Origin of the sequence: Peteryoungia rhizophila (assembly GCF_004912145.1) — a bacterium.
In the GTDB taxonomy this organism is placed as follows: domain Bacteria; phylum Pseudomonadota; class Alphaproteobacteria; order Rhizobiales; family Rhizobiaceae; genus Allorhizobium; species Allorhizobium rhizophilum.
In genome coordinates this window covers 321,607-333,607 of sequence record NZ_STGT01000005.1, presented here as the reverse complement: position 1 = coordinate 333,607, position 12,001 = coordinate 321,607, and the positions used below count along the sequence as shown (strand labels likewise).

The 12,001-nt window shown below is 60.6% G+C and carries 12 protein-coding genes; 2 read left to right on the top strand and 10 right to left on the bottom strand.

From position 1 onward, the window contains the following. Positions 1-96 precede the first annotated feature (96 nt). Entirely contained in the window at positions 97-552 is a 456-nt protein-coding gene (locus E9677_RS20590; protein ID WP_136559924.1) for a cyclic nucleotide-binding domain-containing protein, read from the top strand. 22 nt (positions 553-574) lie between these two features. Here E9677_RS20590 and E9677_RS20585 read toward each other — a convergent pair whose 3' ends face one another. From E9677_RS20585 to tesB, 6 genes are all read right to left on the bottom strand, one after another. Beyond that, positions 575-1,381, bottom strand: coding sequence for an exodeoxyribonuclease III (locus E9677_RS20585; RefSeq protein ID WP_136559923.1), 807 nt, complete (start codon positions 1,379-1,381; stop codon positions 575-577). Positions 1,382-1,498: 117 nt separating this feature from the next. Next, positions 1,499-2,170 carry an outer membrane lipoprotein carrier protein LolA gene (locus E9677_RS20580; protein ID WP_136559922.1) on the bottom strand — a complete coding sequence of 224 codons (672 nt, stop codon included), beginning with the start codon at positions 2,168-2,170 and terminating at the stop codon, positions 1,499-1,501. A 112-nt stretch (positions 2,171-2,282) separates the two neighbouring features. After that, complete coding sequence (locus E9677_RS20575; RefSeq protein WP_136559921.1) at positions 2,283-4,934, bottom strand: FtsK/SpoIIIE family DNA translocase; 2,652 nt, start codon at positions 4,932-4,934, stop codon at positions 2,283-2,285. A 201-nt stretch (positions 4,935-5,135) separates the two neighbouring features. Beyond that, complete coding sequence (locus tag E9677_RS20570; protein ID WP_136559920.1) at positions 5,136-6,497, bottom strand: ammonium transporter; 1,362 nt, start codon at positions 6,495-6,497, stop codon at positions 5,136-5,138. A 27-nt stretch (positions 6,498-6,524) separates the two neighbouring features. Further along, positions 6,525-6,875 (bottom strand): P-II family nitrogen regulator, encoded by a 351-nt coding sequence (locus E9677_RS20565; RefSeq protein WP_076396987.1) that lies wholly within the window; start codon positions 6,873-6,875, stop codon positions 6,525-6,527. Positions 6,876-7,091: 216 nt separating this feature from the next. Then, entirely contained in the window at positions 7,092-7,976 is an 885-nt protein-coding gene (gene tesB, locus E9677_RS20560) for an acyl-CoA thioesterase II (protein ID WP_136559919.1), read from the bottom strand. Between the two features lie 53 nt (positions 7,977-8,029). Between tesB and E9677_RS20555 the strand changes: the two genes are divergently transcribed. Next, positions 8,030-9,274 (top strand): ubiquinone biosynthesis hydroxylase, encoded by a 1,245-nt coding sequence (locus tag E9677_RS20555; RefSeq protein ID WP_268960319.1) that lies wholly within the window; start codon positions 8,030-8,032, stop codon positions 9,272-9,274. A gap of 42 nt (positions 9,275-9,316) precedes the next feature. Here the strand turns inward: E9677_RS20555 and E9677_RS20550 are convergent, their stop codons facing one another. The 4 genes from E9677_RS20550 to E9677_RS20535 form a co-directional block, all read right to left on the bottom strand. After that, positions 9,317-9,514 carry a Trm112 family protein gene (locus E9677_RS20550; protein ID WP_136559917.1) on the bottom strand — a complete coding sequence of 66 codons (198 nt, stop codon included), beginning with the start codon at positions 9,512-9,514 and terminating at the stop codon, positions 9,317-9,319. A gap of 4 nt (positions 9,515-9,518) precedes the next feature. Then, the gene (locus tag E9677_RS20545) at positions 9,519-10,196 is read right to left on the bottom strand and encodes an LON peptidase substrate-binding domain-containing protein (RefSeq protein ID WP_136559916.1); all 678 of its coding nucleotides are present in this window, start codon (positions 10,194-10,196) and stop codon (positions 9,519-9,521) included. Positions 10,197-10,281: 85 nt separating this feature from the next. After that, positions 10,282-11,256 (bottom strand): thioredoxin, encoded by a 975-nt coding sequence (gene trxA / locus E9677_RS20540; protein WP_136559915.1) that lies wholly within the window; start codon positions 11,254-11,256, stop codon positions 10,282-10,284. Between the two features lie 64 nt (positions 11,257-11,320). Next, on the bottom strand, positions 11,321-11,824 hold the full coding sequence (locus E9677_RS20535; protein ID WP_408014755.1) for a prolyl-tRNA synthetase associated domain-containing protein: 504 nt from the start codon (positions 11,822-11,824) through the stop codon (positions 11,321-11,323). Between the last annotated feature and the right edge of the window lie 177 nt (positions 11,825-12,001).

The window sequence follows — 12,001 nt, the reverse complement described above, 5'->3', positions numbered from 1 at the left end:
AGGATGGCCAGCGGGTCGTCACTCTCCCCGTTTTGCGTTATGCATCTCAGCCTGTGGGCATCATGACCAGCCCATGCGCAGCAAGGGAAACACGCAATGGCACTCAGCGACGATATCGAGCTCCTGGCCGCCCTGCCGTTGTTTTCAGGCCTCGACAATGATCAGCTCAGGCTTATTGCATTTGGTGCGGAGCATCGGCAGGTTGCCGCCGGACAGGCGCTCTTCCGCGAGAAGGCGCCGGCGGAATGCGCCTATGTCGTCGCCCGGGGCGATATCGAGCTCTATGTGATCGGGCGAGATGGGAAGCCGCATCTGGAGACGCGCGTCGGGCCTGGCGTTATGCTGTCGGAACTCGCGCTCGTCACAATGGTGGAGCGAAAATACACGGCCGTCGCAGCGGCAGACGTCGACGTCATTCGCATCACCCGCGCCCTGTTCCACCGCTTGCTGGAGGAATATCCGCAAATGGCGCGTCAGGTCGAAAGTCGCATCAAGCAATCCCTGGCAGCCCTCATCGAAGGCTCGGAAGCGCTCGCTCCGCGATTCAGTTAGACAGTATAGTGTCTATAGCAGGCTATGGTGCTTTGAAGCGTGCTGTTACAGGCACATGATCGGACGGCTGGGTCCAGCCTCTCGCTTCCTTCAGGACGGCGACGCTTTCCAGAAGCGGCGCAAGATCTGCCGAGGACCAGATGTGATCAAGGCGCCGCCCCCGGTCGGCTGCCGCCCAGTCCTTCGCGCGGTAACTCCACCAAGTGTAAAGTTTTTCCGTATCCGGCACATGTTGACGCATCAGGTCGACCCATTTGCCCTGCCGCATGACTTCCAGCAAACCGTCGGTTTCAACCGGCGTATGGCTGATGATCTTGAGCATCTGCTTGTGTGACCAGACGTCATGCTCGAGCGGGGCAATGTTGAGGTCGCCAACGAGTATCGAGCCCGTATTCGGTTCCGCCTCCGCCGAAAGCGCCTTCATTTCCTCGACGAAATCGAGCTTGTGTCCAAACTTCGGATTCACGTCGCGGTTTGGCTCGTCGCCGCCGGCGGGGACGTAGAAATTGTGCAGGCGAATGCGCCGTCCGGCCCATTCAAAGATCGCCGAAATGTGGCGGCTGTCGCCGACGCCGCAATAGTCCTGGCGATGGTCTTCCGTCAAAGGCAGCTTCGAGCAGATCGCCACACCGTGGTAGCCCTTCTGGCCGTGGATGACGATGTTGGAATAGCCGAGTTCCGCGATTTCGGCAGCTGGAAACTGTTCATTCTGACACTTGATTTCCTGCAGGCACAGGATGTCCGGGTTTTCCCGCCTGAGAAAGTCCTCGACGATCGGCAGGCGCAGACGCACCGAATTGATATTCCAAGTGGTAACCGAGAGTGTCATTTCGCCAGCCTTCCGAATTCTCCCGCGTGTTTAGGGGATTCCGACGCGGATGAACAGAAAAAGGCGGCTGCACCGTTCCGGTCAGCCGCCTTTCTCCACAATTGGAACGGTTTTTCTTTAGCCGCCGCGCTTCTGGCCGTGCACTTCGGCGTAGGGGATCTCGAAGACGCTCGGATCGAATTGAACTCCGTTCTGGACATTGAAGATCATCACCGAGGTGTCCTTCTTCTGGACGTCTGTGATTGTCCACTGGCGTAGTTCGAAGCTCTTCGGGTCGAACATCAGGGTGATGGTCGAGTCACCGAAGATGGTCCGGTCACCGAGCACGATCGTCGTCAGGTCGGCCTCCTGTCTAACATCGCGGACCATCTGGTTGCTGAGGTCGATGCGTTCGGACAGCAGCAGGCTCAACGGCGTCTTGTTCAGCGGATAGAGATCCCAGGTCTTCAGCTTGGTATTGCCGATGACCACGTTCTTGCCGTCCGAGATCACGCGCATCGGAGACGGCTGCTCGTAGTTGAAGCGCAGCTTGCCGGGACGCTGAATGAAGAACTTGCCGCCGGTCTGTTCGCCGCGCGGACCGAACTGGACGAATTCGCCCATCATGGTCCTCACGCTGGAGAAGTGGTCGGCAATCTGTTGGGCTGGACCGGTGGCCGCGAAGCTCGGAAAGGGCATGGCCGCGCAAGCCATTATAGCCGCGGTCCCAAGGACGAACTGGCGACGGCTGGCCATCACCGGCATCCGGACATCGCGTTCGGTTTTGTCAATCATGCGGTACTCCTTCATATGCTCACGGTCTCGCCGAAAAAGGCGGCGGCTTCATGGCCATGCATGCCAGTGCTGCTGCGGCAACTCGTCCCGCGGCCCTGTTGTTCCATGACGGAACCGGTATGGCCGCTCACTCCTCTGTCGGTACCAGGATTTCACGTTTTCCGGCGTGGTTTGCAGGGCCGATGATGCCCTCCTTCTCCATGCGCTCGATCAGCGAGGCAGCACGGTTATAGCCGATGCCAAGGCGTCGCTGGACATAAGAGGTCGATGCCTTGCCGTCCCGCAGCACGATGGAAACGGCTTGGTCATAAGGATCATCGGATTCGCCCAGATTGCCCGTGCCAACCGGCCCGCCGCCGTCCTCCCCGTCTTCATCGTCATCGACGGTGATCGCTTCCAGATACTGCGGTGATCCTTGCGTCTTCAGATAGGCGACGATCTCCTCGACCTCGTGGTCGGAGACGAAGGGACCATGGACACGCTGGATGCGTCCACCGCCGGCCATATAGAGCATGTCACCCATGCCGAGCAGCTGTTCCGCGCCCTGTTCGCCGAGAATCGTGCGGCTGTCGATCTTCGAGGTAACCTGGAAGGAAATGCGGGTCGGGAAGTTCGCCTTGATCGTGCCTGTGATGACGTCGACCGAGGGACGCTGCGTTGCCATGATGACATGGATGCCTGCCGCACGCGCCATCTGGGCAAGCCGTTGCACCGCGCCTTCGATATCCTTGCCGGCGACCATCATCAGGTCGGCCATCTCGTCGATGATCACGACGATGTAGGGCAGGGGCTGCAGGTCGAATTCTTCCGTCTCGTAGATCGCCTCGCCGGTCTGGCGGTCGAATCCCGTCTGAACGGTGCGGGTGAGCACCTCGCCCTTTTCGAGCGCCTGTGCGACGCGCGCGTTGAAGCCGTCGATGTTGCGGACACCGATCTTCGACATCTTCTTGTAGCGCTCTTCCATCTCGCGGACGGTCCACTTGAGCGCCACCACGGCTTTCTTCGGATCGGTCACGACCGGAGAAAGCAGATGCGGGATGCCGTCATAGACGGAGAGTTCGAGCATTTTCGGATCGATCATGATCAGGCGGCACTGCTCCGGTGTCATCTTGTAGAGCAGCGACAGGATCATGGTGTTGATCGCAACTGACTTACCCGAGCCGGTGGTACCCGCGACGAGCAGATGCGGCATCTTTGCGAGGTCGGCTACCACCGGCTCGCCGCCGATGGTCTTGCCGAGTGCCATGGCGAGTTTTGCCTTGTTGCCGTCGAAATCGCGCGAGGCGATGAGTTCGCGGAGATAGACTGTCTCGCGGGTCTGGTTCGGAAGTTCGATACCAATCGCGTTTCGGCCGGGCACGACAGCGACGCGCGCTGCAATCGCACTCATTGAGCGGGCAATGTCATCTGCAAGGCCGATGACACGGGAGGACTTGATGCCCGGCGCCGGCTCCAATTCGTAGAGTGTCACGACGGGACCCGGGCGGACATGGATAATCTCGCCCTTCACGCCGAAGTCGTCGAGAACGCCTTCGAGCAAGCGGGCATTGTGTTCGAGCGCCTCCGCGGAGAGCGTGGCGTCACGTGCGACAGCGCGCGGCTCGGCCAGAAGATGGACCGAGGGCAGCTGGAAGCCTTCCGGGCGCAGCAGCGATCCTTGAGCATCGCGATCGACACGGGCTCCAGGCTTTGGGCGCGCAGCCGCAGCGACAACACGTGGCGACCCGCCTATTGCGCGTGTCGGCGTCGAGCGCATGCCGTCGTCCGGCAGAATCCCGGCCGGACGTGGGATTTCGTCCAGATCGAAATCGTCATCCTCGTCGTCGAAGCCCGCGGCGGACATCGGTGGGGGTGAGACGATGGATCGGCCCGGCGAGCGAATGCTTGCTCCGTCCAGGGATGGTTCGACGCGAGCATTGAGCGGCGGCGCCTTTGCCCGGACGGGCTCGTTCAGCGTGCCGAATTCGTCATCGTTGAAATCATAAGGCTGTTCGAAATCGCGGTCGCGACGTTCGCTCGACTTCAGTCCGAACAGCCGGCGGATACGGGCACGTGTCGTGTACCAGTTGTGAGCGACTGCCCCCATCATCAAGGCGATCGGGCCTTCTCTTTCGTCGTCCTCTTCGTCTTCGTCTAAAGGAGGCGTTTTTGGCTTGATGCGCGCGATCGGGGCGACGGGCTCTTCGTCGTTGAGATTTTCCGCGGGCTTGCCGATGGCGCCGGCTGCAAACAGCATGAGCCATGTTGCCGGCACTGCGAGAATGGTGCCGAGTACCATGGCGAATGTCGACGTCGGATAAGCCCCGATGAACAAAGCGGGGAATCGCAGGATGAGGTCGCCGAAGACGCCGCCGGTGCCGCTGGGAAGGGGCCAGGTGGAGGGTGGCGGAAAGCAGCCGACTGCGGCTGCCGCAACCAGCGCGCCGGCGACCCAAGCGCCGAGGCGCGCGGGAATGCGGCTCAACCGGCGTCCGCCAATCAGCGCGAAGGACCATGCGAGGACCGGAAGCAGGGCAAGCAGGCTGCCCAGACCGAAGAACTGCATCATCAGGTCGGCAAAGACCGCACCTGGCAGACCAAGGATGTTCGTCGGCGGATTGTCCGTCGCATAGGAGAGGCTGGGGTCCGACACGTTCCAGGTGGCCAATGCCGCGACGGCGAGGATCAGCAACAGAAAGACTGCGAAGCCGCTCAGGGCGAAAAACTGTCGGAACAGGAACGCTGACAACGCGGAGCGGGTGGAGTGCTCCGGAAGTGCTGCGGAATGGCCTCTGCTCATGAAATATCTGTCCGTCCTGTTGCGCTGATGCTTTCGGACTCCCGGGTGCAGACCGGGATCGCCACTCGGCACCCTACAGGATGGAGGGTTAATGGTGCATTAACCATGCAGTGGGCAATGCTGCCCACGGATCCGACAAAAAACGCCCGGGCGATGAGACCCGGGCGCTGCCGCATTTGGATGTGAAAGACCCTATGGATCTCAGCTGTGGTAGGCTGCTTCGCCGTGCGAAGCGAGGTCGAGACCTTCGCGTTCGGCTTCGACCGTGACGCGCAGGCCAACCACCATGTCGACGATCTTGTAGAGGATGAAGGAGCCGATACCGCACCACAGGAGGGTGACGACGACGGCGTAGATCTGGGTCATGACCTGGCCACCCATGGTCACACCTTCAGCATAGCCGATGCCGCCGAGCGAGGCGGAGGCGAAGACGCCGGTGGCGATGGCGCCGAAGAGGCCACCGATGCCGTGAACGCCGAAGACGTCGGCGGTGTCGTCATAGCCGAACTTGTTCTTCACGACTGCGACGAAGAAGTAGCAGAGCGGCGATACCATGAGACCCATGACGATGGCACCCATCGGACCGGCGATGCCGGCAGCCGGGGTGATCGCCACGAGGCCGGAGATCATGCCAGATGCCGCGCCGAGCATGGAAGCCTTGCCGCGGGTGAAGGTTTCAACCAGGCACCAGGAGACGACGGCTGCTGCGGTGGCGATGAAGGTGTTCACGGTTGCGAGCATCGCACCGCCCGAGGCTTCCAGGTTGGAGCCGGCGTTGAAGCCGAACCAGCCGACCCAGAGCATGGCTGCACCGACCAGGGTGAGGGTCATGGAGTGCGGAGCCATCATGTCCTTGCCGTAGCCAGTGCGCTTGCCGAGCATGATTGCGCCGATCAGGCCAGCGACGCCGGCATTGATGTGCACGACCGTACCACCGGCGAAGTCGAGTGCGCCCCAGCCGAAGATCAGGCCGTTGGCATCCCAGACCATGTGGGCGATCGGGAAGTAGACGAAGGTGACCCAGAGCAGGCAGAAGAGAACCGATGCGGAGAACTTGATGCGTTCTGCAAAGGCGCCAACGATGAGCGCCGGGGTAATGGCGGCAAACGTCATCTGGAACATGATGAAGATGTATTCCGGAATGACGGCGTCAGAGAAAGTCGCCGCGGTGCTGTCCGGCGTGACGCCGGAGAGAAACAGCTTCGCAAAGCCGCCGAAGTAAGCGCTTTCCGAGCCGCCAAAGGCGAAGGAATAGCCGTAAATGACCCAGGCGAGCATGATGGTCGAGCCGATGACCGTGCACTGCATGAGAACGGAGAGCATGTTCTTGGCGCGAACGAGGCCGCCATAGAACAGGGCGAGGCCCGGGATGAGCATGAACAGCACGAGGATCGTGCAGAGGAACATGAAGGCGGTATCGCCCTTGTCCGGAACCGGTGCGGCGGCAACTGCTTCCGCGGCGGCCGGCGCGGCTTCCTGTGCGTAGGCGACAACCGGCGCCAGCAGGGCTGCCGACGCGGCGCCAAGGCGCACGAGATTGGAATTCAACTTGGCAAATGACATCAGTAACAACTCCCCTAACAGCCGTTCTTACAGAGCTTCGGTATTGGTTTCGCCAGTGCGGATGCGCACGGCCTGATCGATCGCGTAGACAAAGATCTTGCCATCGCCGATCTGGCCGGTCTTGGCAGCGGAAGCGATCGCTTCGACGGCCTTATCGGCAAGTTCGGACGAGACGGCGATCTCGATCTTCAGTTTCGGCAGAAAGCTGACGGCGTATTCGGTGCCGCGATAGATTTCAGTGTGCCCCTTCTGGCGACCATAGCCCTTGACCTCGGTCACGGTCAGTCCCTGGATCCCCACAGCCGTCAAGGCCTCGCGTACCTCGTCCAGCTTGAACGGCTTGATGATAGCCATCACAATCTTCATCTGGTTTCCCATCCTTTGCTTGTCCTCGGCTCGGAGCCGACTCTCCTTGCCGCCGGCAAGAACTATTCGCGCAGCGACTGACGAGTGACATTCAAAAGGCGTGCCAGATTCAAAATTCTCTATAAGTTATTGAAATGTAAAGGCTCTGAGAAGCAAAGCTAATAAACGGGCAAATGAATGCGCAATGTGCGCATAAAAAATATGCAGAAAAGAAAAAATGATACTTCTTTAGTCATTTGCCCGTTTGCGGATCAGGCCCTCCTGGGCCACCGAGGCAACCAGCCTGCCGTCCCGGGTGAATATGCTGCCACGGGTCATGCCACGTGCTCCGGCGGCGCTCGGGCTGTCCTGCGTATAGAGCAGCCAGTCGTCCAGCAGGCAGGGCCGGTGAAACCACATGGCATGGTCGAGGCTCGCCACCTGCAGTTCTGGATCGAAGATCGAGGTGCCGTGCGCATAAAGCGAGGTATCGAGCAGGGTCATGTCTGAGAGATAGGCGAGAATCGCTGCCTGATAATGCCGGTCATCCGGCACCAGTCCCGAAGCGCGCACCCAGATATGGGCTTCGGGCTCCAGCTTCTCCCGTGACAGATAATGCGTCAGGGATGTCGGACGGATCTCAATTGGGCGCTCGCGGCCCCAATACTTCTTCACCGTGTCGGGCGCCTTGGCGAGGAAGGCGGCGCGGAATTCTGCTTCACCCATCAGCGTTTCAGGCCCGGGGACATCAGGGATCGCCACCTGATGGTCGAAGCCTGGCTCTTCCACCTGGAAGGACGCGGACATGGAGAAGATCGCCTTTCCGTGCTGGATCGCGACCACGCGGCGGGTGGTGAAGGACGAACCGTCCCGGATGCGCTCGACCTGGTAGACGATCGGAATCGACGGATCGCCGGGGCGCATGAAATAGGCATGGAGGGAATGGACGATGCGGTCCGGATCGACGCAGCGTTGCGCGGCCATCAGCGCCTGAGCGATGACAAGGCCGCCGAAGACCCGTTGCCAGCCGTTTTGAGGGCTGCTGCCGCGAAACAGGTTTTCCTCCAGCTTTTCCAGATCGAGACGCTCGATCAGGTCCTGCATGGGTCTGGTCTGGCCTGATGGCTGCGACATAATGCATTGCTCCGCTTGTAGGCACCCGTTCAAGGCTGATCTATATAGGTGTCATCAGGTCTACAAGAACAAAGGAATTCGCCATGCTGGATGTACTCGTCGTCGGCGGTGGCTATGTCGGTCTCTCCGCAGCCGTTGCGATCAAGCAGGCCGCGCCGCACCTCGCGATCGAAGTCGTGGAGGCTGCACCCGAGGAGGTCTGGAAGAAGGATCTGCGGGCGTCTGCCATCATCGCTGCCGCCACCAAGATGCTGGATGTTTTCGGCCTCTGGGACCGGATCGAGCCGGACGCACAGCCGATCAACCGGATGATCGTCACGGATTCCAAGACGTCCGATCCAGTTCGTCCCGTATTCCTGACCTTCGATGGTGCCATCGAGGATGGTCGCCCCTTCGCGCACATGATCCCGAATGTCAGCATGGTTGCGGCTTTGAGGGACGCCTGCACTGAGCGCGGAATCACCATCCGCCACGGGCTGCGCGCCACCGGTTTCCGCGACACGGGGCCGAGCGCCGAACTGACCCTTTCCGACGGCAGCGTCATTTCATCGCGGCTCGTCGTTGCCTGTGACGGCGTGCGCTCCAAGCTGCGCGATCTCGCCGGCATCAAGACAGTGACATGGCAATATGGCCAGTCCGGCATCGTCACCACCGTTGAACATGAGCGTTCGCATGAAGGCGTTGCCGAGGAGCACTTCCTGCCGGCCGGTCCGTTTGCCATCTTGCCGCTCAAGGGAAAACGGTCTTCGCTGGTCTGGACCGAACGCACCGAGGATGCAGACAGGCTCGTTGCTTCCGACGACCTCGTCTTCGAAGCAGAGCTCGAACGGCGCTTCGGGCACAAGTTGGGGACCATTCGGGCGACCCCGGATCGCCGTGCATTTCCGCTCGGCCTGACGCTTGCCCGTGCGTTCATCGCGCCCAGGTTGGCGCTCGCAGGTGATGCCGCCCATGGCATCCATCCGATTTCGGGCCAGGGGCTCAATCTCGGTTTCAAGGATGTTGCAGCACTCGCCGAAACGGTCGTGGAGGCAGACCGGCTGGGGCTAGATATCGGTTCAGTGAATGTGCTCGAGCGCTATCAGATCTGGCGCCGGTTCGACACGTTCCGCATGGGGGTTACGACAGACGTGCTCAATCGCCTGTTCTCCAACGACATGACGCCGATCCGGGTCATGCGTGACTTCGGGCTGGGCGTGGTCGATCGCATTCCGGGGTTGAAGAGCTATTTCATCCGCGAAGCGGCAGGGACGTCCGGTCGAGATCGGCCACGCCTGCTGGGCGGGCAGAGCATCTGAGCAACTTGTCTTGATTTGAATGAGATCGTTTGCCGGCCCGTTTCAGGTCGGCATTTCGAGCTTCCGTGCTTCCGACACCAGCATGATCGGGATCCCGTCGCGGATCGGATAAGCCAGTCTCGCTTTTTCCGAGACAAGCTCGTTCTTGTCGCGATCCCATTTGAGGGTGCCCTGCGTCAGCGGGCACACCAGAAGTTCGAGCATCTTGGGGTCGACGAGGCTGGTCGGATTGTCGGCCATTCGCTCACTGCAACATGGTGTCGACATCGCCGAATGTTCGGGCGAGCACGATTTCGGTGATGGCGATCAGGGTTTCAGCACGGGTCTTGAGATCCGGTGCTTCCAGCAGCGCCTGCTTCTCTGGTGGCCCGAAGGGAGACATCATCGAGAGCGAATTCACCAAGGTCAGGTTCGAGGCGCGCTCGACGCTCTCCCAATCCGCTTCCAGCTTGTTGGCTTCTAGATAGGCCTTGAAGGCGGCCAGCAGTCCGGCGCGATCCACATGCGCCTCGTCGTCGGCTGTTGTGAGGTCGGCGACGAAGGGTGCGATGTGGAAGCTGCGGAAAGGTTTGCTGGTCGTCACTTCATCCATCAGCCGGAAACGGCAGACGCCGGCGAGCGAGATGATGTAACGGCCGTCGCCAGTCTCGGTGAATGAGGTGATGCGTCCCAGGCAACCGACGGGCGCAAGCTGTGGGCGTTCTGGCAGGATGTTGGCGTGCACTTCCGACATGGCAGGCTGGATCATTCCGATCAGGCGGTTGCCGGCCATGGCCGCATCGAACATCGCCAGATAGCGCGGCTCGAAGATGTTGAGGGGAAGTTGTCCGCCGGGCAGCAACAGCACGCCGGAGATTGGAAAGACCGGGACCGTCTCGGGGAGGTCCTCGGCTGTCAGATATCGGGCATTTCCCACTTGCATCGAAGCACATCCTGTCCGGAAGATCCGGTGTTCATTCCTGCTTCTATCTGGGTCGCGCCGGCCAAAACTCAAGGCCGGTGGCGGCTCACGAAAAAAGGATCGACGAGAGCTTGCGACGCGCCATAACGGTTGCCGGCTCCTTCGGACCCCAGACTTCGAAGAACTGCAGCAGCTGCTTGCGTGCGCCATCGTCATCGAAGGTTCGATCACGCTTCATGATCAGAAGCAGATGCTCGGCCGCTTCTTCGCGACGTCCTTCGACATTGCGGATCTTGGCCAGCTTCATGCGCGCCTCGTGATCGTCGGGATTGAGCGACAGCGTGTGCTCAAGTGCCACAGGGTCGCCCAGCTTGCGCGCTTCGTCGATCTGGTCGAGCCGCTTGAGAAGTGCCTGCACCTCTGGCGCCTTGGCCAGCTCCTCAGGCAGTTGGGTCAGCAGTTCGCGTGCCCGCTCATGCTGGTTGGCCCCGATCATGCAGTCTGCGAGACCGGCGATGGCCTGTGTGTTGTCCGGGTCCGCCTGCAGGATGGCTGCGAAAAGCTGGGCCGCGCCATCAATGTCACCAGTCGCCAGCAGGCCGGTGGCTTCTTCCAGGACAGCTGCGATCTCTGCCGCCTGATCGGCACCAGCGGGGCCTGCCACCTTGTCGATGAAGGCCTTGACCTGGCTCTCCGGCAACGCGCCCATGAAACCGTCAGCCGGTCGTCCGTCGATGAAGGCAACCACGGCCGGGATCGACTGGATGCCGAGTTGGCCGGCGACCGACGGATGGTCGTCAATGTTCATCTTGACCAGCTTCACGCGCCCGCCAGCTTCGGTGACCGCTTTTTCGATGATCGGTGTCAGCTGCTTGCACGGACCGCACCAGGGGGCCCAGAAATCGACCAGAACCGGCTGATTGCGCGATTCGTCCATGACGTCGCGGGCGAAATTCGCTGTCGTCGTGTCCTTGATCAGGTCTGCTGCGGGTGCGGAACCTTCGGGAGCGCCATTGAACTGGGCCTTGGCTGTCATGGTCTGATTGCCATAGCCGCCGTAAGGGTTGCCGTATTCGCTCATCGTGCATCTCCCGCCTGTTTCGCGACCTCAAGGTGGCCGCCGTCATTGCCGTTAAGATCGTATGTCAGGCCGTGACTTTCAAGACAAGCGGCGTGTGACCGGTCGCTTCCATGAAGCGGACCAGATCGTCGCGGCCAATCGAGGTCGTAGCGTCGTTGGAGAGCGGGTGGCAGTTGATGACCTCGTGCTCCATCAGGTCCTTGTCGAGCACGAAGGTGACGTTCTTGCCCGTATCGTTGATCGCGCCGAAGGCGGTCACCGCCCCGGGCACCACGCCGAGATACTCCATCAGCTTTTCCGGCTTGCCGAAGGAGACCTTGCTCGCCGCACCGATGATTGTGTGCACGGTCTTCAGGTCGACGGAGGCGTTTTCCTCGACAGTCAGGAGAAAGAATTGATCCTTCTTATCCTTGATGAAGAGGTTCTTCGTGTGACCGCCGGGGATTTCATCACGCAGCGAGACCGATTCCGCCACGGTGAAGACGGGCGGATGGGACTTCGTCTTGTGCGCTATTCCCAACTCATCCAGGAAGCGGAAGAGATCGTCTGGCGTTTTCGGCGTCATCATGGGGCCTCGCATCGATTTGTCCGGTGATCGGATGGCTCATGTATCTGGATTTCTTTTGAGCCATAGGCCCATGACCGACATCCTGCAATCTTTCCTGTGGCCAAAAACCCCGCAAAAGCTGTGCTTTCTCAGTCTCTTGCTGTGTGATCGATTTTTTTTCGCACCGATCCGTCATTT